Here is a 21,754-nt window from a genome sequence, read left to right on the forward strand (position 1 = left end):
TGGCGGATGCGGCGGCTTATGGCCGATAAGCTTGTGCATTCGCGGTTGAGTTGGACACTGATCAGCTTGAGTTCAAGGTACAGGCCGTCCGCGAGCCCTGTCAAAGGACGCTGTGGGCAAATGTAACGGCGGGGGACGGGGCAAAGCGCGCGTCTTTCGACGGCAGGTAGCGCAGGCGCACCAGGAGGGGAAGTTACATCTGAGCAACGTCTTGAGCCGTTTTGAGCGGGGCAGGTAACGGACCCCTACCCGACGAAGGCCTGTCCGACCCGCGCCTCGGGCGGGACGGCAATTGAGGCCGGCAGGCGGGCCATCCGAGGCTGGCCGGGTGGCCGGGGCACCGGTATATTTGGGGCAGGTTCCACGCACGGGTTTGCTGCCCGCGTGGCCGGGCCCCCTTCACACAGAGAGGACATGCATGACGCAACGATTCCTTGGCACGATCCTGCTGGCGCTGGCCGCGATGGCGGCGCTCGGTTGCACCCACGTGACGGACCGGTACCAGGCGGCGGCGCCCGACCTATCGGCCCGCGGCTGAAGGGCCGGGCAATGAAAACGGGGCGCACAAGGCGCCCCGTTTTCATTCGGTCCCGCGACCGGGATCAGGCTTCGCGGATGCGTTGGGCGATGTGCGCCAGCGCTTCTTCCACCTGGTCCACCAGGATCAGGCACAGGTCGCCGGCGTTCAGGCGCGCCAACGCCGTGTCGATGGCCAGGAACTCGCCGTGGATCTCCTCGATGTGGCGAGTACGGCTGGCGTTGACCAGGCCTTGCTGCAACAGGGCCAGCACCTCGCCGTCGGCGCGGCCGCGCTGGCATTGATCCTGGTACAGCAGCACGTCGTCGAAGGCTTCGCCCAGGATCTCGGTCTGCATGCGGATGTCTTCGTCGCGGCGGTCGCCGGCGCCGCTGATGACCACCGAGCGGCGCTTGGCCGGCATGGCGTCGACGGCGCGCACCAGCGCCAGGATGGCATCCGGGTTGTGGCCGTAGTCCGCGATCACGGTGGCGCCGCGATAGTCGAACACGTTGAAGCGGCCGGGCGCGGTCTGGGCGTCGTTGACGAAAGTCGCCAGGCCGCGGCGCACGATGCTCCAGTCCAGGCCCAGCGCCCAGGCCGCGGCGATCGAGGCCATGGCGTTTTCGACCTGGAACACGATGGTGCCGTTACGCGTGAGCGGAATCTGGGCCAGCGGGAAGCGGGTTTCCTCGCCGCCCTGGGCCGCGACGATGGCGTCGCCGTCGCGGTAGACCACGCGCAGGCCCTGGGCGCGGTGCGTGGCCATCACCGGGTGGTTGCGGTCCTCGGCGAAGTAGGTGATCGAGCCGGGGCAGCTGGAGGCCATTTCCGCGACGATGGGATCGGCGGCGTTGAGCACGGCGGTGCCGCTCGGATGCACGTGCTGCACGATCACGCGCTTGACCACGGCCAGGTCTTCGACGGTGCTGATGTAGCCCAGCCCGAGGTGATCGCCCATGCCGATGTTGGTGACGATGGCGACGTTGCAGCGGTCGAAGGCCAGGCCTTCGCGCAGGATGCCGCCGCGCGCGGTCTCGAATACGGCGGCGTCGACGTCCGGGTGCATCAGCACGCTGCGGGCGCTGCGCGGACCGCTGCAGTCGCCGGTGTCGATGCGCAGGTTGTCGACGTAGACGCCGTCGGAGTTGGTCATGCCGACGCGGTTGCCGGCCGTGCCCAGGATGTGGGCGGTCAGGCGCACCGTGGTGGTCTTGCCGTTGGTGCCGGCCACCGCCACCACCGGGATGCGGCCGTCGTCGCCATCGGCGTACATGTTGGCGATGATGGCTTCGCCCACGGCGCGGCCCTTGCCGAAGGAGGGGTTCAGGTGCATGCGCAGGCCGGGCGCGGCGTTCACTTCCACCACGCCGCCGTTCTGGTCTTCGAGCGGGTAGTGCACGCTTTCGGCCACCACGTCGACGCCGCAGATGTCCAGGCCGATCATGCGGGCCGCGGAGACCGCGCGCGCCGCCATCTCGGGGTGCACTTCGTCGGTCACGTCGGTAGCCGAGCCGCCGGTGCTGAGGTTGGCGTTGTTGCGCAGGAAGATCAGGGTGCCCGGGGCGGGCACCGAATCGGCGTCGAAGCCCTGCTTTTTCAGCGTGGCCAGCGCGATGTCGTCGAAGCGGATCTTGGTGAGCGACGTGGCGTGGCCGTCGCCGCGCAGCGGGTCGGCGTTGACCTGGTCAACCAGTTGGCGGATGGTGTGCACGCCGTCGCCGGTCACCTGCGGCGGATCGCGGCGCGAGGCCGCGACCAGCGCGCCGCCCACCACCAGCAGGCGGAAGTCGTGGCCGGGGATGTAGCGCTCGACGATGACTTCGGAGCTGATCTCCTCGGCCACTTCGAAAGCCTGGATCACGCGCTCGCGCGTCTCGATGTTGACCGCCACGCCGCGGCCCTGGCTGCCGTCGCGCGGCTTGACCACCACCGGGCCGTCCAGCTCCTGGGCCGCGGCCCAGGCGTCTTCGGCCGTGGTGACCGAGCGGCCCAGCGGCACGGGCACGCCGGCCGCGTCCAGCAGCATCTTGGTCAGGTCCTTGTCCTGCGCGATCGATTCGGAGATGGCGCTGGTCAGGTCGGTTTCGGCGGCCTGGATGCGGCGCTGCTTGCTGCCCCAGCCGAACTGCACCATGCTGCCTTGCGTCAGGCGGCGGTAGGGAATATTGCGGGCGGTGGCGGCGTTGACGATGGAGCCGGTGCTAGGGCCCAGGCGCACGTCCTCGTCCAGCTCGCGCAGGCGCTTGAGGGCGTCGGCCAGGTCGAACGGCGCATCGTCCAGCGCCGCCTGCACCAGCTGCTGCGCCAGGTCCATGGCCAGGCGGCCGACTTCTTCCTCGCTGTATTCCACCACCACCTGGAACACGCCGGGCTCGATGGTGGATGAGGTGCGGCCGAAGGTGACGGGGCAGCCGGCGTAGGCCTGCAGCGTCAGGGCGACGATCTGCAGCACGTGCGCGATCGAGACGGCGCCCTGGTGGCCCTCGGGACGCAGCAGGCCGGTCTGCGGCAGCCGCGCGCGCAGGCGCGCTTCGAAATCGGGCAGGTTGTCGATGGAGCATTCAGCGTCGGCGCACGACACGATGGCTTCGATCGCCGTGTTCTTGCTCCACAGGTTGGGGCCGCGCAGCGCTCGGATACGGGAAACTTCCATGGCAGGTATTCCTGTCTAGCTTGCGCGCGCCGGCGGCGATGGCCGTGGCGCGCGCGATGATGTCAGTGTTGCTGGATCCAGCGGCGGACGAGATCGATGGTGGGGCCGGAGAAGGCTTCGTCGGATTGCAGCAGCACGAAGTCGCCCGCGGCGATGCCGGACAGCTGGCTCTCGATGGCCTTGCCGTGGTCCGGCTCGTCGATGATCTGCTTTACGCGGCTGCCTTGTTCCAGTCCCTGGCGCAGCAGCGCGCGCGCCTGGCCGGCGGGACGCTTGCTGGTGACGGTGGCGTCGTCGTACAGCACCACGCGGTCGAAGGCGTCGCCCAGCAGCCTGCCCTGCTCGATCAGGTCCGCGTCGCGGCGGTCGGCGCCGGCCGAATAGACGGCGGCGCGCGTGGTCGACGGGAATTGGTCGATGGCGGCGATGAGCGGGCGCAGCGCGGAGGCGTTGTGGACGTCGTCCACCACCACGGTGCTGCCGTTGCGCTCGAACAGCGTGAACTGCCAGGGCGCGTCGGCCTGGTCGATGTCGAAGGTCTCGATGCCGGCGCGGATCAGTTCGACCGGAATGTCGAGCGCCCAGGCGGCGCCGACGGCGGCCAGCACGTTCTCGACCTGGAAGGCGACGCGGCCGCCATGGGTGAGCGGAATCGCGGCGACGTCGGCCAGGCGCTCTTCGTGGGCGCCCTGGGCGAGCACGATGCCGCCGTCGCGCACGAACACGGCGCGGCCGTCCTGTTGCAGGTGGGCGGTGATGGCGGGCAGGGCGGGATCGATGCCGAAGAAGATCACGGCGCCGTCGGACAGCTCGGCCATTTCCACCACGCGCGGATCGCGCGCGTTGAGCACGGCGGCGCCCGTCGGCAGCACCACGTCGACCTGGGTGCGGAACACGTTGAACATGCGTTCCGTTTCATTGATGTCGAAGTCGCCGAGATGGTCGGCGTCGTCGATGTTGGTGACCACGCCGACCTGGCAGCGGTCGTAGGCCAGGCCCTGGCCGAGGATCACGCCGCTGTCGTTCTCGATGACGGCGGCATCGACGTTGCGGTTCATCAGCACGCGCGTGCCGGAGGCGAAGTCGGCGCGGTCGCCTTTCTGCACCAGGCGGCGGTCCAGGTACAGGCCTTCGCTGCAGGCCAGGCCGGTGCGCTTGCCCGACAGGTGCAGGAGGCGCGCGACCAGGCGCGCGACCACGGTCTTGCCGTTGGTGCCGGTGACGCCGACGATGGGGATGCGGCCGGCGTCGCCTTCGGGAAACAGGTGATCGACGATGGCGCGGCCGACCGGGCGCGGGGTGCCGTCGGCCGGCTTCAGGTGCATCAGCAAGCCGGGGCCGGCGTTGACTTCGACGATGGCGCCGCGCTGTTCGTCCAGCGGACGTGAGATGTCCTCGGCCACCAGGTCGACGCCGGCGATGTCCAGGCCGACCACGCGGGCCGCCAGGGTCACGGTGGCGGCGACGCTGGGGTGCACGCGGTCGGTGACGTCGAAGGCGACGTTGCCGCTGCGCTGCACCAGCACGCGCTGGCCATCGGCCGGCACGCTGTCTTCGGACAGGCCCTGGCGGGCGATCTCGAGGCGCGCGGCCGAATCCAGCCGCACCGGGTTGAGCGGGTGGTTTTCGGTGCGGCCGCGGCGCGGGTCGGTGTTGATCTGGCTGTCGATCAGTTCGGTGATGGTGGATTTGCCGTCGCCCGTGACCCAGGCCGGCTCGCCCGCGGCGGCGGCCACCATGCGGTTGCCGACCACCAGCAGGCGGTGTTCGTTGCCCAGCACGAAGCGTTCGACGATGACGCCGCTGCCTTCGTCGACCGCGACGCGGTAGGCGGAAACCACTTCTTCGCGGGTGGTCAGGTTGGTGAAGACGCCGCGGCCGTGGTTGCCGTCGTACGGCTTGACCACCACCGGCAGGCCGATGTCCTCGGCGGCTGACCAGGCGTCGTCCTCGCTGTCGACCAGCCGGCCTTCCGGCACCGGCACGCCGCAGGTCGAGAGCAGTTCCTTGGTCAGGTCCTTGTCGCGCGAAATGCCTTCGGCGATGGCGCTGGTGCGGTCGGTCTCGGCCGTCCAGATGCGGCGCTGGCGCGAGCCGTAGCCGAACTGCACCAGGTTGCCCTCGAACAGGCGGATGTAGGGGATGTCGCGGTCGTCGGCGGCATCGACGATGCAGGCGGTGCTGGGACCCAGGCAGTGCTTGTCGACCAGCCGGCGCAGGCGCGCCACGGCGGCGTCCACATCGAACGGGCGGTCTTCGATGGCGGCCATGACCAGGTCGCGGCCTTCGTTCAGGGCGGTGCGGGTGACCTGTTCCTGCCAGGCGCGCACGACGACCTTGTAGACGCCGCGGGTGGAGGTTTCACGGGCCTTGCCGAAACCGCCGCGCAGGCCGGCGAGGTTCTGCAATTCCAGGGTGACATGCTCGAGAATGTGGCCGGGCCAGGTGCCTTCCTTGACGCGCGACAGGAAACCGCCGCGCACGCCCGGGCTGCAGCGGTGCTCGATCAGGGTAGGCAGCCAGGCGGTCAGCCGCTCGTAGAAGCCGGGGATCGTGTTGGAGGGGTAGTCCTCCAGCTCGCCGATGTCCACCCACGCCTCAAGTACCGGACGGTACGTCCAAATGTTCGGGCCGCGCAAAGCCACGACATCGAGAAATTCAATGTCTTTCTTTTTCATGTTTTAATTTACTTGAGAAGCAGGTTGGCACGCGCGGACGCCCCTATGCAAGACCGCGAATTTATTGGGGTTGCGCCTTAAGAATAATGCCAACGAGTGGGGGATCCCAGATATTCCTAATTAGAAAAATCGGCTGATACTATACGACGCCTTCAAAGGCGTGAACTCGTTGTGTTGTAAGGAAGGGACACGTTTCCAACCCGGGGTTGGGATGCCGTCGCCGCCTTGTAGGGCAGAGTCCTGGCCCGGTATGCGTTCCAATGAAAAAAACACACCTGCTTTCCGGCCTAGCCGAAGCCTTTCCTGCCCGCTGGCGGGATGAATTCCGCGCAGAACTGGCGGAGGGCGAAACCCTGCTGGCCTGGCTCGAAATAGACCTGGACCAGCGCCTGAAGTTCCGTCCGGGCCTGGTCGCGGTGACCGACCGCCGCCTGATCGCCCGCAATCCCGCCGATACCGGCTGGGAAGCCTGGCCCTATGGCCCTCAACTGTCCCTGAATCTTTCCGACCACGCCGGCGCCGCCGTGCTGGAATTGCACGACGACAGCGCTCGCCTGGGCGTCTGGCGCTTCACCCTGGCCTGCAATCCGGCCGCGCTGCGGCTGCTGGGCCAGTTCGAGGCGCAGCAGGCCATCCGCCTGTCCGGCCACCAGGAGGCGGCGCCGGGCGAACGCCAGTGCACCATCTGCAATAACGTCATTCCCGCCGGCCAGGACGAATGCCCCACCTGCAACCAGGAACAGGCATCCCCATCCACCACCTGGGCGCTGCTGCGCCTGTGGCGTTTCGCGCGGCCATACCGCCTGCCGTTGCTGGCCGGTTTCCTGCTGACCCTGCTGGGCACCGCGGCGACCCTGGTGCCGCCGTACCTGACCATGCCGCTGATGGACGACGTGCTGATCCCGTTCCAGAACGGCGCGCCGATCGACTATGGCAAGGTGCGCCTGTACCTGGGCGGACTGCTTGGATCCGCCATCCTGGCGTGGGGCCTGGGCTGGGCCCGCACCTACATCCTGGCCTGGGTCAGCGAGCGCATCGGCGCCGACCTGCGCACCACCACTTATGAGCACCTGCAGCAGCTGTCGCTGGAGTATTTCGGCGGCAAGCGCACCGGCGACCTGATTTCCCGCATCGGCAGCGAGACCGACCGCATCTGCGTGTTCCTGTCGCTGCACCTGCTGGACTTCGCCAACGACATCCTGATGATCACCATGACCGCGGCGATCCTGGTGTCGATCAATCCGTGGCTGGCGCTGGTCACGCTGGTGCCGCTGCCGTTCATCATCTGGATGATCCACGCGGTGCGCGACCGCCTGCGCCATGGCTTCGAGAAGGTCGACCGCATCTGGTCGGAGATCACCAACGTGCTGGCCGACACCATTCCCGGCATCCGCGTGGTCAAGGCCTTTGCCCAGGAAAAGCGCGAAGTGGCGCGTTTCCGCGAGGCCAACAACCGCAACCTGGAGGTGAACGACCGCGTCAACACCACCTGGTCGCTGTTCTCGCCCACGGTCACCTTGCTGACCGAGGTCGGCCTGCTGGTGGTGTGGATCTTCGGCATCTGGCAGGTGTCGCAGAAGCAGATCACGGTGGGCGTGCTGGCGGCCTTCCTGGCGTACATCGGGCGCTTCTACACGCGGCTGGACTCGATGAGCCGCATCGTGTCGGTGACGCAGAAGGCGGCCGCCGGCGCCAAGCGCATCTTCGACATCCTGGACCACGTGTCGAGCGTGCCGGAGCCGCAGAACCCGGCCAAGCTGCCGCAGATTAACGGCCGCATCGAATTGCGCGACGTCGGTTTCCGCTACGGCAACCGCCAGGTCATCCGCGGCCTGGACCTGAGCATCGCGCCCGGCGAGATGATCGGCCTGGTGGGCCACAGCGGCTCGGGCAAGAGCACCCTGATCAACCTGATCTGCCGTTTCTATGATGTGTCGGAAGGCGCGATCCTGGTGGACGGCGCCGACATCCGTTCGGTGCGGGTGGCTGACTATCGCCGCAACATCGGGCTGGTGCTGCAGGAACCCTTCCTGTTCTTTGGCACCATCGCCGAGAACATCGCCTACGGCAAGCCGGACGCCACCCGCGACGAGATCGTGGCGGCGGCCCGCGCCGCCCATGCCCATGAATTCATCCTGCGGCTGCCGCATGGCTACGATTCGCTGGTCGGCGAACGCGGCCAGGCGCTGTCCGGCGGCGAGCGCCAGCGCATCTCGATCGCGCGCGCGCTGCTGATCGATCCGCGCATCCTGATCCTGGACGAAGCCACGTCGTCGGTGGACACCACCACCGAGAAGGAAATCCAGAAGGCGCTCGACAATCTGGTGCGCGGGCGCACCACCATCGCCATCGCCCACCGCCTGAGCACCTTGCGCAAGGCCGACCGGCTGGTGGTGCTGGACCGCGGCCAGATCGTGGAGCAGGGCCCGCACGAGGAACTGATGGCGCGTGAAGGCGCCTACTACCGGCTGTACCAGGCGCAGGCGCGCCAGAACGAGGCCGACGCGCAGGCCTCCGGCAGCGAAGACATGGCCGCCGTGGCCTGAGCGAGATAACCGTCATGACGCTTCCCGTTTTCCAGCTGCGACGCAACGCGTTCGGGCGTTTGGTGTTCCAGGGCGCCGACGGCGTCGCGCACGAAGGCGTGATTCCGGTGCGGGCCTTTCCGATCAGCGAGGCCGATCGCGGATTGTCGCTGGTGACAGGCGAAGGCCGCGAACTGCTGTGGATCGAGCGGCTGGCCGATGTGCCCGCCGCCGAACGCGCCCTGATCGAAGAGGAACTGGCCGGGCGGGAATTCATGCCCGAGATCCGCAAGCTGGCCAGCGTGTCCACCTTCGCCACGCCCAGCGTCTGGAAGGTGGAGACCGACAAGGGCCCCACCAGTTTCACGCTGCGTGGCGAGGAGGACATCCGGCGCCTGAACCCGCAGACGCTGCTGATTGCCGACAGCCACGGCATCTTCTACCTGGTGCGCGACATCCTGTCGCTCGACAAGCACAGCCGCAAACTGCTGGACCGCTTCCTTTGAGCGGTCAATCCGCCGCCGCGCGCTTGAACGGCGTGTGGGCCTCGAGTTCGCCCAGGTAGTCGTCGACCGCGGCGGTTTCCTCATCGAGAAAGTGCTGGATCGCGGCCGCGAAGCGCGGATCGGCGACCCAGTGCGCCGACCAGGTGGGCGTGGGCAGCAAACCGCGCGCCATCTTGTGCTCGCCTTGCGCGCCGCCCTCGAAACGCGCCATGCCGTGGGCGATGCAGTAGGCGATGGCCTGCATATAGCAGGTTTCGAAGTGCAGCCCCGGCACGTATTCCGTCGCGCCCCAATACCTTCCGTACAGCGTGTCGCCGCCCGCCAGGTTCAGGGCCGCCGCCACCGGCTGGCCGTCGCGCTCGGCCAGGATCAGCACGAAGGCGTCGGGCTGGTCGCGATAGGCGCGCAGGAAGAATTCGCGGCTCAGGTAGGGCGGATTGCCGTGGTTGAAGTAGGTGTGGCAATAGCACTGGTGGAAGAAATCCAGTTCGGCCGCGTCGATCTGCGCGCCGCGCAGCCAGCGGAACGCCAGCCCGGCCTGCGCCACCTTCTTGCGGTCCTGGCGGATCTTCTTGCGCTTGTCGTGGCTCATGGTGGCCAGGAAGGCGTCGAAGTCGGCGTAGCCGGGGTTGGTCCAGTGGAACTGCACGCTTTCGCGCACCATGAAGCCGGCCTCGCGCAGGGCGCGCAGGTCGTCCGCGGCCGGAAACAGCAGGTGCAGCGACGACACCTGGATTTCTTCGGCGAAGGCGACCAGCCCGCGCACCAGCGTGTCGCGGTCCTCGTCGCTGGCGGCCAGCAGGCGCGGGCCCGAGACCGGCGTGAACGGCACCGCCGCCAGCAGCTTGGGGTAGTAGCGCAGGCCGTGGCGCTCGAAGGCGTCGGCCCAGGCGTAGTCGAACACATACTCGCCGCGCGAATGCGATTTCAGGTAGAGCGGCACGGCGCCCGCCAGCGCATCGCCGCGCCACAGCATCAGGTAGTGCGGCGACCAGCCGGTGCGCGGCGCGGCGCAGCCGCTGTCGTGCAGCGCATGCAGGAAGGCATGCCGCAGGAACGGCTGGTCGCCTGCCAGGGCGTCCCACTGGCGGGCGTCGATGCGGGACAGGTCGGTCTCGATGGTCAGGCGTAGCGGCGAATCCATGCACGAATGATAAAGTCTTCACTGGCGCGCGGTGCGCGGCGCCTGATGAGCGCGCAGGGTTATTGCGCATGGTCATGGTCTTGCGTGCGGCCCCGAGCCGTTTCGCGGCGGAAATTTTCATGGATAGCAATTCAATCGTCGCCCCGGGCGGCAATGAACCTCGCACAGGCGGCATGGCTTGCCTGCGGGCGGCGGCGCTGGAGGCGCTGGCCGCCGTCGGCTGGGCCGACAAGCTGGCGCGGGTGCGCGCCATCGGCGACCAGGCGCCGCTGGATTGCGCGCGCCACTACGTTGCCCATGGCGCGCTGCCGGGGCGGCCCGCCGTGCCCGTGCTGGTGTCGCCGTCCGAGGTGCCGCAGCGTTCCATGGCCACGCTCGAGGGCCGCGCGGCGCTGCTGCACGCCCTGGCGCATATCGAATTCAACGCGGTCAACCTGGCGCTGGACATCCTCTGGCGTTTCGCCGGCATGCCGGACGCCTTCTACCGCGACTGGCTGCGCGTGGCGCGCGAAGAGGCCACCCACTTCGAGCTGCTGAACCAGCGCCTGGCCGACCTGGGCTACGCCTACGGCGATTTTCCCGGCCATGACGGGCTGTGGGAAATGGCCGAACGTACCCGCGACGACCTGCTGGCCCGGTTGGCGCTGGTCCCGCGCACGCTGGAGGCGCGCGGGCTGGACGCCTCGCCACTGATCCGCAACAAGCTGGCGGGCGCCGGCGACGCGCGCAGCGCGGCCATCGTCGACATCATCCTGCGCGACGAGATCGGCCACGTGGCGATCGGCAATCATTGGTACAAGCTGCTGTGCGCGCGGCAGGGCAGGGAGCCGGTCGCCTGTTACGCCGAACTGGCCAGCCGCTACAACGCGCCGCGCTTGCGCGGCCCCTTCAACCTGGCGGCGCGCCGCGCCGCGGGTTTCGACGAGGCCGAACTGGCTGCCCTGCAGGCGGATCGAGGATGACGGCATGGAAATCGTGATCGACGCGCTGCTGGCGGGGGCGGTGCGCCCGCTGGGGGATTCCGGCCGCGACAGCGGCATCGACAAGCATCCGGTCGAAGGGCCGTTGTGGCTCGGCCTGGAGGGGTTGCGCGGCGACGAACAGGCTGACCGCCGCTTTCACGGCGGCCCGGAGAAGGCGCTGCATCACTATGCCCGCGAGCACTATCCCGCATGGCTGCGGGAACTGGGCGAACGCGCCGTGCTGCGCGCCCCGGGCGCGTTCGGCGAAAATCTCTCCACTCACGGCATGACCGAACAAGATGTCTGCGTGGGCGACACGTACGCGGTGGGCGGGGCGCTGATACAGGTATCCCAGGCACGCCAGCCATGCTGGAAGCTGAACCACCGTTTCGCGCACCCGGGCATGTCGGCCCAGGTGCAGGCCAGCGGCAAGACTGGCTGGTACTACCGCGTGCTGCGCGAGGGTTGGCTGGCGCCGGGCGATACGCTGTCGCTGCGCGACCGCCCCCATCCACAGTGGTCGCTGGCCCGCATCCAGGACATTCTCAACCGCCGGGTGCTGGACCTGCCGACGCTGGTCGAGCTGGCGGCGCTGCCGGCGTTGTCGCCCAACTGGCGCGCGCTGTTCGAGAAGCGCGCCCGGCTGGGCCAGGTCGAAGACTGGCAGCGGCGCCTGCAGGGCGACCCGGCCGACGCTTCCACGGGAACTCCCTCGACATGATAATCCGCTACACCGCGTCGCTGGCCGCCCTGGCGCTGACGCTGTCCACTTCCGCGCAGGCCGCCGACGCGTTCGCGACCTGCCTGGCCGGCCTGCGCGCGCCCGCGGCCAAGGCCGGCGTGTCCGGCGCCACTTTCGCCACGCACACCGCCAACCTGGCGCCCGACATGGCCGTGATCGGCCTGCTGGACGCCCAGCCGGAATTCAAGACGCCGATCTGGGACTACATGGCGGCGCTGGTCGACGACGAGCGCGTCGCCGACGGCAAGGAAGGTATCGCGCGCTGGCGTGCCGAACTCGATCGCGCCGCATCGCGCTATGGCGTGGATCCCGCCACCATCGCGGCGGTGTGGGGCGTCGAGAGCAATTACGGCCGCACGCTGGGCGGCCGGCCGCTGCTGACGTCGCTGTCGACGCTGTCGTGCTTCGGCCGCCGGCAGGCGTACTTCCGCGGCGAGTTCTACGCCACGCTCAAGATCATCCAGGACGAGCACATCGACCCGGACAAGCTCAAGGGGTCCTGGGCGGGGGCCTTTGGCCAGACCCAGTTCATGCCGTCGACCTACCTGCGGCTGGCGGTGGATTTCGACGGCGACGGCCGCCGCGACCTGATCGACAGCGTGCCGGACGCACTGGCGTCCACGGCCAATTTCCTCAAGCGGGCCGGCTGGAACAGCGGTCTGGACTGGGGCTATGAGGTCAGGCTGCCCGCGGGCCTGGCCACGGTCGGCGCCGGGCGCAAGAACAAGCGGCCGCTGTCGTCCTGGCGCGGCCAGGGCGTGACGCGGGTCGACGGGACGCCGTTGCCGCCGGGAGAGACCCCGGCAGGCCTGTTGTTGCCTGCCGGGCCCACGGGGCCGGCCTTCCTGGTGACGCGCAACTTCGATGCGCTGTACTCGTACAACGCGGCCGAGAGCTACGCCCTGGCGATCGCGCACCTGTCGGACCGCCTGCGCGGCGGCGGGCCGCTGGCGCAGGCCTGGCCGACGGACGATCCCGGCCTGTCGCGGGCCGAGCGGCGCGAGTTGCAACGGCTGCTGATTGCCCGTGGCTATGAATTGGGCGAACCCGATGGCATGATCGGCGAACGCACGCGCGAGGCGCTGCGGGCGGCGCAGCGCGCCCTGGGCCTGCCGGCCGATGGCCGCGCCGGCCAGAAGGCGCTGCGGGCCCTGCGCGAGGCGGCCTGAGGCGCGGCCGGCGCGCCAAAGGACAAGTTTTGCAAAGATCGGGGCCGGTATCCTTTGGATGACGGAATGCGCGGCGTCATGGGCCTATACTGGATTTCCGATTTTCCTGGAGCACGGCGATGAGTCTATTGGATACCCTGGCCTCGATGGCTGGCGGCGGTCAGCAAGGGGGCTCGGCCTCGTTGCTGCCGGCCTTGATCGAACAACTGAACAAATACCCCGGCGGCCTGTCCGGCCTGATCGCCAGCTTCCAGCAGGGCGGCCTGGGTGAAATCGTCGCGTCATGGATCGGCAAGGGCCAGAACCTGCCGGTCAGCGCCGATCAGCTTGGCCGGGTGCTGGATCCCGGCGTGGTCAACGAACTGGCCGCCAAGACCGGGCAGGACACCGGTTCGGTGCTGGGCTCGCTGTCCGCGCTGCTGCCGCAGCTGGTCGACAAGGCCACGCCCGAGGGCGCCGTCGAGCCGGGCCAGTCCTTCAATCCGACCGACCTGCTGGCTTCGCTGTCCGGCCTGTTCGGCAATCGCGGCTGATCCGGCAAGGGGCCTTTCCCTGACGCGCCCGCGGCTTCAATCGCTGGCGCGCCGCCGCCTGCTGCAGGCGGCGGCGCTGGGCGCGCTTGCGCCCCTGGCGGCCTGCGCGCCGCCGATCTCGCTGAACGCGACCTTTCTGCAACTGTGGCTCAGCCATCTCGACCTGACGCGCGATGAATGGCGGCGCCGTATCGCCACCTACCGGCGGCTGGGTTGCCGCGAGATTTTCCTGCAATGGGTCGGCCTGGAAGGCGGCCGGCCGGATGACTGGATGGCGCCGCGGTCGATGCTGGATGCCATCTTCGACGAAGCCGACCGTAGCGGCCTGGGCGTGCATGTGGGCCTGCCCTACGATCAGCGCTGGTGGAACATGCTGGCCGCGCCCGACGACGCGGCGCTGGCGGCCTACCTTGACCACACCCGCGATCGCGGCGTTGCCTACATGCGCGCGGCCGCCTGGCCCGAGCGCCGCAATTTCCGCGGTTGGTATGTGCCGTACGAACTGGAGCAGTACAACTGGGCCCGGCCGGAGCGCCAGGCGCTGCTGGTGCCATGGCTGGACGCTTTCACCCGCGCCTCGCTGGCCAGCTGCCATCGCATCCCGTCGGTCTCGACCTACCATAGCCGGCTCGGCGGCACCGGCTCGTTGATGCAACTGTGGTCACGGGTGCTGGACGAAGTGCGCATCCATCCGATGATCCAGGACGGCGTGGGCGTGGCGGGCCTGGCCAACTACCAGGCGCTGGAGCCGCTGCACGACATGTTGCTCAAGCGCCGCGCCGCGTTCGACCTGGTCATGGAGCTGTTCGAGGAATTGCCGTCGGGCAAGACGGACGGCACCACGTTCAAGGCGCGCTCGGCCGATTTCAACCGGGTCAGGCAGCAATGGGACGTGGCCCGCGGCTACGGCGCCAAGCGCATCGTGGCATTCACCCTCGACCCTTGGGTCATCGGCGACACGCCGGAGGCCCGCGCGTTGATGGACGCCTGGATGGCCGCGCGCGTCTGACGCCACGCGGCTTCAGGCGAAGCCGCGGCCGATGATTTCCCGCATGATTTCACTGGTGCCGCCGAACAGGCGCAGGGCGCGCGCGTCGGCCCAGGCGCGGCCGATGCCGTATTCGGCCATGTAGCCATAGCCGCCATAGAGCTGCAGCAGGTCATCCAGGATGGCGCCCTGCATTTCGGTGGCATTGAGCTTGGCGATCGCCGCCCGCGTGGCGTCGAGTTCGCCGGCCATGTGCTTTTCCAGGCAGTCGTCCAGGAACACCCGCAGCATGGTGGCCTGCGCGCGGGCGCTGGCCAGCTTGAAGCGCGAGTTCTGATAGTCGATGACGCGGCGGCCGAAGACTTTGCGGTTGCGGGTGTACTCGGCGGCTTCGTCGATCATGCCTTCGAGCGAGGCGCCGGCGCGCAGCGCGATCGCCAGGCGTTCGCGCGCGAGTTCCTGGGTCAGGTATTCGAAGGCGTTGTTCTCGCGCCCCAGCAGGCAATCGACGGGCAGGCGCAGCCCGTCGAAATAGAGCTCGCAGGTGTCCTGGCAATGCTGGCCGATCTTGCTCAGCGGCGTGCCTTTGGTGAAGCCGGGCTGGCCTTCCTCGACGCAGAACAGCGACAGGCCGCGCGCGCCCAGGTCGGGATCGGTGCTGGCCAGCACGATCGCCAGGCCGGCATTGACGCCGTTGGTGATGAAGGTCTTCTGGCCGTCCAGGACGTAGTGGTCGCCGTCGCGGCGCGCGCGCGTGCGCACCGCCTTCAGGTCGCTGCCCGCGCCCGGTTCGGTCAGGGCGATCGCGCCTATGATGTCGCCGCGCGCCATGGCGGGCAGCCAGCGTTCCTTCTGCGCGGTGGTGCCGAAGGCGTCCAGATACGGCGCCACCATGTCGGAATGGATCGAGAATCCGATGCCGAGGAAATTCGCGCGCGCCAGTTCCTCGATCACGACGGCGGCATGGCCGAAATCGCCGCCGGCACCGTAGGGTTCGGGCAGGGCGCAGTTGAGCAGGCCTTCCGCGCCGGCGCGGCGCCACAGCGAGCGCGGCACGATGCCGGCCTTTTCCCATTCGGCGTAGTGCGGCGCGATCTCCTGGGCGACGAAGCGCCGGACCTGGTCGCGAAAGAGTTCGTGGTCGTCCCGGAATACGCGGCGCATGCGGCCTCCTTACTTGCCGTAGGGGTCCGTGGCGCTGGCCTGGCCGTGCAGGGTGGGCGCGGTGGCGCTGCCGGTCAGGAACAGGCTGTAGTGATCGCCGGGTTGCAGGGCCGGCAGGGCCAGCGAGGGCGAGAGCACGGTGCCGCAGCCCGCCGCCAGCGTGGCGCTGACGGGGTTGATGGCGCGCGCCATCGATGCGCCCGGCTGGACGTCCTGGAACAGCGTGGGGCCGGTCGGGCTCACCTCGAGCTTGGCGCCGGGACAATCGGCCGCCAGGTTGTAGAAGCGCAGCTCGGCCTTGAGCGCGTCCTGGGCGCCATTGCTGTCGTCGATGGCCGTGTAGCTGACATTGACGCCGTCGCGCCGCACCACCAGCGTGGTGAAGGTGTCGGGCTTGACCTGCAGGCTGGCCGCCGGCTTGCCGTCGATCAGCAGGTTGAACGGCTGGTTGCCCTTGACGATGGCGTAGGTGCTGGCGGGCTGGGTCGGGCTGATTTCCTGCGATGGACCGTTGGCGATCTGCACGCGCACGGGGCCCGTTTCGGGATTGACGACCCGCACGAACGATGAGCCGGCCGGCGGACGGGCGGCATACAGCTGGGCGAGCACGCCTTCGGCCTGCGTGGCGGCGCTGGCGCTGGCCAGCGCCAGCGTCAATGCCAGGATGGGGAAATGGGTGCGACGGATCATGCTTGCGGCTCCGGTTTCTTGCTGAGGCGGGCGTCGAGATACATGCGCTCGAGCTGCTTGCGGTCGGCCTTGTCGGTGCTGGTCGTCGGGAAGCGGTGGCAGGCCACCAGTTCGGACGGGATCATGTAGGGAGGCAGCTTGCGGCCCAACCGGGCTTTCCAGTCCGCCAGCGCGGCGGGCAGCGGCTGCAGGCCCGCGGCGCCGGGCTCGGCCGGTTCGACGAATCCTATGAGACGGATGATAGCGCCATCGGGCCGCCGCAGCGCGACGGTGGCGCCCGCGCGCGCGCCGGGCAGGGCGGCGATGGCGGCATCGATCTCGGCCAGTTCGATGCGGTAGCCGTGCAACTTGATCTGGTCGTCGATGCGGCCGCGGAACGTCACCAGGCCGCGCGCATCGATCTCGCCCAGGTCGCCGCTGCGATAGCCGCGCTTGCCATTGCGCGTGAACATGCGCGAGGCGTTCAGGTCCGGGCGATTGAGGTAACCGCGCATGACGTGGTCGCCGGCAATGCTGATTTCGCCGTTCTCGATGAAGACCTCGGCATACGGCTTGGCGCGGCCGATGGGGAAGGGGTTGGGCGCCTGGGCGCGCAGGGCGGGGTCGATCTCGACCCAGGTAGTGGAGCAGGTCGCCTCGGTGGGGCCGTACGAGTTGATGATGCGAACGTCCGGAAAACGCTGCCACAGCTCCTCGGCCAGCGTCGGCGTGAGCGACTCGGCGCCGAATACGAAGGCGCGCAGCCGCGGCAGGTGGGCGTGGTCGAAATCCGGGTTGAACAGCTGCTGGCGCACGAACGACGGCGTCGAGGCCCAGACGTTGATGCCGGTGTCGGCCAGGTATTGCACGAAGCGGTCGCGCTGCGCGATCGTCTCGCGCGGGCACAGCACGCAGGCGCCGCCCAGTTCCAGCGCGCCGACCCAGTTGAACAGCGAGAAGTCGAAGCTGAACAGCATCTGGTCCATGAACGCGGGCGCCGGGCCGAGGTTCAGGCAGTCGCGGATCCAGCCTGCGAAGAGGGTGACGCTTTCGCGGCCGATCTGCACACCCTTGGGGTCGCCGGTGCTGCCCGAGGTGAACATGATGTAGGCCAGTCCGGCCTCGGCCAGCGGCGCGGGGCTGGCGCAACCGGCGGCGAAGGTGTTGGCCTGGGCGTCGTAGCGCAGGCCGGCGCGCACCAGTTCGCCGATGCGGGCGATGCGTTCGGGCGGGTTGATGACGTCGACCGGCACGAATGGCACCCGCAGCCGCAGGCACCCCAGGATCGCCACCAGGAAGGCGGCTTCCTTGTGGCCGGAGATCACCAGCGGCACGCCGGCGGTGACCCCGGCGCGCAGCGCGTCCTGTTCCCAGGCCTGCGTGGCGGCGCGCAGCGCTGCCCAGGTCAACGCGCCCTGCGCGTCGACCACCGCGATGGCGTCGGCAGCGACGGCCGTATCGGCGAAATCGTAGGCGTTGAAGTCGAAACGCATGATGCTGCCCCCCAGGAAGACGTCAGGCGCGCGCGTGCTCCGCGATGAAGGCCGCCAGCGTGTGCACCGACTCCAGGTGCACGTCGATCTCGGTCGGCGGGATCTTGCAGCCGAACTGGCGTTCCACCGCCAACGCCACGTCCACGGCGGCCAGCGAATCCACCAGCCCGGATTCGATCAGCAGGGTATCGGGATCGACCTTGGTGAGGATGATGCCTTCGATCAGGTCGGCCACCTTGGCTTCGATATCGTTGATGTCCATAGCGTACTCCGCGACCGCGCCGCGGTCAGAATTGGAAATAGAGGAACCGGGTTTCCTTGTGCAGGTTGACCAGGCAGAAGAACAGCAGGGCCAGCATCGCGGCCAGCCAGGGCAGGTTGGGACGCCAGCGCATCCAGGGCGAAGGCGCTTCCTGCGGCTTGAACAGCGCCGGCGAGTAGCGGCCCAGGATCTGGTGCGCATTGGGCGCGAACCAGGCGATGCCCAGCAGCACCACAGCATAGATCAACTGCAGGTGGTGGCCGACCAGCACGCGCCAGGCATCGCCCCAGGCCAGGCCGCTGACGTGGGTGGCGAGGTCCAGCGTTTCCATGCCGCGCAGGCCGATCATGCCCTGCATCAGCAGCATGGCGTCGCCGACCCCGTGGGCGCGGAAGAACGCTTGCGCCACCAGCACCGCGACAAAGGTCAGCAGCACGCAGGCGGCTCGCTTGACCACGTTCAGGTTGCGCGCGGCGGCGGGCTTGCGGCCCACCACGAAGATGCGCCAGGCGTGGTTCACCGACAGGTACATGGCGTGCAGCAGGCCGAACACCAGGAACTGGAAGCCGGCGCCGTGCCAGACGCCGGCCAGCGCCATCGTGAACAGCGTCGGCGTGACGATGCTGGCCAGGAAACCGCCCGCCGTGGCCACGCCCTGCGCCCCGACCGGCAGATTGCGATCGGTGCGCCATTTCGAAATGGCCATGGCCACCGGGTAGTAGAGATAGGCGGTCAGGTAGCGTGTGAGTGTCATGTGCCAACGCGCCCAGAATTCGATGATGCTGCCCGCCTTGTAGGGCGAGTTGAAGTTCAGCGGGAAGCGGATGCCGAACATCTTGGCCAGGCCTAGCGCCATGTCCGAATAGCCGGAGAAGTCGAAATACAGCTGCAAGGCATAGCACAGGCTGGCGCCCCACGAGCCCCAGAACTGCAGTTCGCCAGGCGCGGCGAAACCGGCATCGGCGTAAGGCGCGATGCCATCGGCCAGCAGCACTTTCTTGGCCAGGCCGATCACGAACAGCATGCCGCCCACCGACAGGTTCTCGGCCTTGAAGCGGTAATTCTCGGGCTGCGCGAACTGCGGCATCATCTCCTTGTGATGCAGGATCGGGCCGGCGATCAGATGCGGGAAGAAGGTCACGAACAGCACGTAGCTGAGCAGGCTGCGTTCCTTGACCACGCCCGCGCGGCAATCCAGCAGGTAGCCGATCTGGGTGAAGGTGAAGAACGAAATGCCCAGCGGCAGGATGATCGCGTCCATGGTCGAACTGGTCATGCCCAGGTCGGTCAGGAAATTGAGCAGCGTCGCGAAGTATTTGTAGTGGAACAGCAGCGCCAGGTCGGCGCCCACGCCCAGTCCCACGATCAGCCCCTGCAACCGGGGCCGTGCCGCGGTGTGCAGGATCAGCAGGCTGACCAGGAAGTTGAAGGCGATCGAACCCGCCAGCAGCACCACGAACTGCGGGTTCCACCAACCGTAGAAGACGAACGAGGTCAGGCACAGCCACAATGCCGCCAACCGCAGATTGAAGCGGCCCGCGCCGTAGTACACGGCCAGCGTGATGGGCAGGAAGATCAGCAGGAACAGGTAGGAGTTGAATAGCATCTTCGGTCAGGGCAGTCGGGCCAGCACGGATTTCTCGTCGTCGGTCAGCGGCAGCGACAGCGCCATTTCCGAAAACTCCCAGATCACCAGCTTCAGGCTCTTGGGCCATTGCTCGCGCTGCTTGAGGGCCACCAGCAAGGCCCCGGAAAACTGCCCGCCATCCAGGCTCAGGTTCCAGACCTCGCGCCCCAGTCCCATGCCCAGCCGCTCGGCGAAATTGCTGCGGCGGCCGTTGGAGCTGCCGGCCAGCAACACCTCCACCGGTGGCGTGTCATCGAGCAGCCCGCCGCCGCGCACCGGTTCGATCTTCCGCGGCGCGGCCAGGTCCAGATCGGGGCGCCAGCCAGGTCGTGCCTGCTCCAGCCCTGCCAGCACGATCAGGTCGCCCATGCGCGGCTGCGGCGCACCCGCGGGATCTTCCTTGAAGGCCTGGGTGCCGGAGCCGCCCAGCAGCGGCAGGGCGGCCTGCGCCACGCGCGCGGCCGCGGCCTGCGCGCCGGTGGCGTTCATGTGCACGTCGGTGCGGAAGTAGCGCGGCGCTTCGGCCTGTGCCAGGGCGTCGCGCAGATCGACGAACGGCACGCCCTGCGCACGCAGGGCGGCATTCCAGTCGTCCAGCGTGCGCCGCATCGGCAGCGAGACGGTCTGGCCGCACAGGTGATCGGCCTCGATGCGCGACTTGTCGGGCACCGCCACCACCAGCAGTTGCACCTGCCGCTGGCGCAGTTGTTCGACCCAGTGGCGCATCAGGCGCAGGCGCTCATCGAAGACATGCACCCCGGGTTGCGGCCGCAGGCCGTCACGGTAGAACAGCCATTGCGGGCAGCCCATGGCCACCTGCTCACCCAGGTCGCCGAGCAGGCGGTAGCGGATCGCGGCATTCCAGGTGTTGACCGCGCCCTGCGCCGGCAGCCGCAGCGACTGGTTCAGCACGGTCCCCGCGGTGCCGTTCATCCAGGCCGTGGGCGCGACGTCGGCGGCCCCCAGCCTGGCTTGCGCCAGGCACCAGGCGCCCCAGCCCAGGCCGAGCGCCAGCAGCACGCCGATCACGATCGCGTTGCGCCGATGGCCCGTCTCGGGCGGCGCCGCCTTGTCGGGTTGCGCCACGGCGCTATTGCTCCACCGCCGCCTTCATGCGGCCGCGCCAGGCGTCGGCGGTCATGATGGACGCGTTGTCCCACAGCCCCTTGGCATCGGGACCTTGCGCATAGGTGGGCTCGAACATCTGCCACACCAGCACCTGCGGCCTGTTCTGCTTGAAGGCGGGCGACTCCAGGTATTCCAGCAGCATGATCCAGTGGCCGACGTTGCCGGGCTTCCAATTCACGGAAACGGGGCGATCCAGCAGATTGGACAGCTTCTGCGGAAAGCCGAAGTAGGGTTGCACCATGCTGTGGCCGGTGACGTGCACCGGGGCGGGCGCGTCATCGATCAGGCTCTGGTTGTCGGCCTGGCGGCGCACGGTGAAGGTCTCGCGCCCCGCCTGCTTGCGCTGTTCGGGCGTCAGGAACAGTTCGGCCAGATCGCCATAGCGGCGTTCGTTGACCACGCTGCCCAGCGCCATGCCGGTGCCCGGCTTGCCGGCCAGCGTCTTCACGTCCTGCCTGATGCGCTGGGCCAGGGCCTCGGCGGTGGCGTCGGCGGCGGCCTGGGTCCAGTGCTGGTCCGTGCGATAAAACACATCCTGGCCGCCATCCTTCAGGCGGCGCAGCACGGCCTCGTCGTCGATGGTGGAGATGCCGGCGGCCTTGAGCTTGTCCTGTATGGTCTGGTAGCGCTTCCTGACATCGGCGCTCAGCGTCGTGCCGTCCGGCAGCTTGTCCTGGTAGAACAGCGTTTTGTCTGGCAGTACCAGCACTTCCAGCTGGACGCCCCTGGCGGCGAGCGCGTCGCGGGTTTCGCGCACCAGCTGGGTGGCGGCGTCGATGCCACGCGTATCCACCTGGGTCAGGCTGCCCCAGCCCGGGAACAGCCAGTTGTCCTTGCCCTGGATGACGATGGATGAGGCTCGCTGCGCCTGTGCGCCCGCGGCGGCCAGCGCCAGCAGCAAGCCGCACAGGGCCGACGCCAGGCGCGGGCGGCGGGGCAGGGGGCGGATAGCGGTAGTCATGTTTGCGGATTCCTTCATGGATACGGATCG

Annotated in this window: 17 protein-coding genes; 7 read left to right on the top strand and 10 right to left on the bottom strand. The window is 68.5% G+C overall.

Translation table 11 applies throughout. The features are described from left to right. Positions 1–602 precede the first annotated feature (602 nt). A complete protein-coding gene (gene cphA, locus ACVN9Z_RS14485) occupies positions 603–3,173 on the bottom strand; it encodes a cyanophycin synthetase (RefSeq protein WP_458213491.1) in 2,571 nt (856 codons plus the stop codon). A gap of 62 nt (positions 3,174–3,235) precedes the next feature. After that, positions 3,236–5,851 (bottom strand): cyanophycin synthetase, encoded by a 2,616-nt coding sequence (gene cphA, locus ACVN9Z_RS14490; RefSeq protein ID WP_006389415.1) that lies wholly within the window; start codon positions 5,849–5,851, stop codon positions 3,236–3,238. Positions 5,852–6,111: 260 nt separating this feature from the next. Between cphA (ACVN9Z_RS14490) and ACVN9Z_RS14495 the strand changes: the two genes are divergently transcribed. Then, entirely contained in the window at positions 6,112–8,397 is a 2,286-nt protein-coding gene (locus tag ACVN9Z_RS14495) for a cyanophycin metabolism-associated ABC transporter (RefSeq protein WP_020924614.1), read from the top strand. Positions 8,398–8,411: 14 nt separating this feature from the next. Further along, positions 8,412–8,882 (top strand): cyanophycin metabolism-associated DUF1854 family protein, encoded by a 471-nt coding sequence (locus tag ACVN9Z_RS14500; protein WP_026383735.1) that lies wholly within the window; start codon positions 8,412–8,414, stop codon positions 8,880–8,882. A 4-nt stretch (positions 8,883–8,886) separates the two neighbouring features. Here the strand turns inward: ACVN9Z_RS14500 and ACVN9Z_RS14505 are convergent, their stop codons facing one another. After that, positions 8,887–10,026 (bottom strand): GNAT family N-acetyltransferase, encoded by a 1,140-nt coding sequence (locus ACVN9Z_RS14505; protein ID WP_006389418.1) that lies wholly within the window; start codon positions 10,024–10,026, stop codon positions 8,887–8,889. Between the two features lie 119 nt (positions 10,027–10,145). Here ACVN9Z_RS14505 and ACVN9Z_RS14510 point away from each other — a divergent pair, with 119 nt between their 5' ends. From ACVN9Z_RS14510 to ACVN9Z_RS14530, 5 genes are all read left to right on the top strand, one after another. Then, a complete protein-coding gene (locus ACVN9Z_RS14510) occupies positions 10,146–10,988 on the top strand; it encodes a ferritin-like domain-containing protein (RefSeq protein ID WP_070540314.1) in 843 nt (280 codons plus the stop codon). Positions 10,989–10,992: 4 nt separating this feature from the next. Then, complete coding sequence (locus ACVN9Z_RS14515) at positions 10,993–11,709, top strand: MOSC domain-containing protein (protein ID WP_110135235.1); 717 nt, start codon at positions 10,993–10,995, stop codon at positions 11,707–11,709. Next, positions 11,706–12,899 (top strand): lytic murein transglycosylase, encoded by a 1,194-nt coding sequence (locus ACVN9Z_RS14520; protein WP_458213492.1) that lies wholly within the window; start codon positions 11,706–11,708, stop codon positions 12,897–12,899. Before ACVN9Z_RS14515 ends, ACVN9Z_RS14520 begins: the two co-directional genes overlap by 4 nt. Positions 12,900–13,018: 119 nt before the next feature. Continuing rightward, entirely contained in the window at positions 13,019–13,432 is a 414-nt protein-coding gene (locus ACVN9Z_RS14525) for a YidB family protein (protein WP_006384432.1), read from the top strand. Between the two features lie 163 nt (positions 13,433–13,595). Then, the gene (locus ACVN9Z_RS14530; RefSeq protein WP_390624479.1) at positions 13,596–14,441 is read left to right on the top strand and encodes a DUF4434 domain-containing protein; all 846 of its coding nucleotides are present in this window, start codon (positions 13,596–13,598) and stop codon (positions 14,439–14,441) included. Positions 14,442–14,453: 12 nt separating this feature from the next. Here ACVN9Z_RS14530 and ACVN9Z_RS14535 read toward each other — a convergent pair whose 3' ends face one another. From ACVN9Z_RS14535 to ACVN9Z_RS14565, 7 genes are read right to left on the bottom strand one after another with little or no spacing between them, the layout of a single operon-like run. Next, the gene (locus ACVN9Z_RS14535) at positions 14,454–15,584 is read right to left on the bottom strand and encodes an acyl-CoA dehydrogenase family protein (RefSeq protein ID WP_006384431.1); all 1,131 of its coding nucleotides are present in this window, start codon (positions 15,582–15,584) and stop codon (positions 14,454–14,456) included. A 9-nt stretch (positions 15,585–15,593) separates the two neighbouring features. Then, positions 15,594–16,274, bottom strand: a complete 681-nt coding sequence (locus ACVN9Z_RS14540) for an alginate O-acetyltransferase AlgF (RefSeq protein ID WP_006384430.1) — start codon at positions 16,272–16,274, stop codon at positions 15,594–15,596. After that, a complete protein-coding gene (locus ACVN9Z_RS14545) occupies positions 16,271–17,746 on the bottom strand; it encodes an AMP-binding protein (protein ID WP_458213493.1) in 1,476 nt (491 codons plus the stop codon). Before ACVN9Z_RS14545 ends, ACVN9Z_RS14540 begins: the two co-directional genes overlap by 4 nt. A 22-nt stretch (positions 17,747–17,768) precedes the next feature. Continuing rightward, entirely contained in the window at positions 17,769–18,008 is a 240-nt protein-coding gene (locus ACVN9Z_RS14550; protein ID WP_006384428.1) for an acyl carrier protein, read from the bottom strand. A gap of 25 nt (positions 18,009–18,033) precedes the next feature. Further along, complete coding sequence (locus ACVN9Z_RS14555; RefSeq protein ID WP_006384427.1) at positions 18,034–19,614, bottom strand: MBOAT family O-acyltransferase; 1,581 nt, start codon at positions 19,612–19,614, stop codon at positions 18,034–18,036. 6 nt (positions 19,615–19,620) lie between these two features. Continuing rightward, entirely contained in the window at positions 19,621–20,721 is a 1,101-nt protein-coding gene (locus ACVN9Z_RS14560) for an alginate O-acetyltransferase AlgX-related protein (protein WP_054496659.1), read from the bottom strand. Between the two features lie 4 nt (positions 20,722–20,725). Next, positions 20,726–21,724, bottom strand: coding sequence for an alginate O-acetyltransferase AlgX-related protein (locus tag ACVN9Z_RS14565; protein ID WP_049059062.1), 999 nt, complete (start codon positions 21,722–21,724; stop codon positions 20,726–20,728). Positions 21,725–21,754 lie beyond the last annotated feature (30 nt).

This window comes from Achromobacter sp. KK8 (assembly GCF_054188005.1).